This window comes from Psychrobacter sp. W2-37-MNA-CIBAN-0211 (assembly GCF_040309405.1).
GTDB classification, from domain to species: Bacteria; Pseudomonadota; Gammaproteobacteria; order Pseudomonadales; family Moraxellaceae; genus Psychrobacter; species Psychrobacter glaciei.
The window spans coordinates 1-268 of the sequence record NZ_JBEOOU010000242.1; the positions used below are offsets into that span (position 1 = coordinate 1).

General features: G+C 45.9%; 1 protein-coding gene. It reads left to right on the forward strand.

Going from position 1 to position 268, the window contains the following annotated elements:
- A partial coding sequence (locus AAEY72_RS15080) for an ATP-binding protein (RefSeq protein WP_352311379.1) occupies positions 1 to 268 on the forward strand: 268 nt, incomplete at both ends.

Genomic DNA, 268 nt, shown 5'->3' on the forward strand with positions numbered 1-268 from the left:
GTTATCAGCCTTACCGCAAACCGCGATTAAGCTCGATGCAGTGCAATTAGAACAAGTACTGATTAATTTACTTAAAAATGCCCATGAGTCCGGCTCTAGTGCCGATAATGTGGCGCTGAGCTTTGACGAAACGATTCATCCGCTTGCGGGTTTATTGATAAAAGTGGATGATCAAGGCAGCGGGATGTCGAGCGAAGTATTATCGCAGGCGTTATTGCCTTTTTATTCGACCAAACAGTCTGGCACTGGCATTGGCTTGCCATTATGC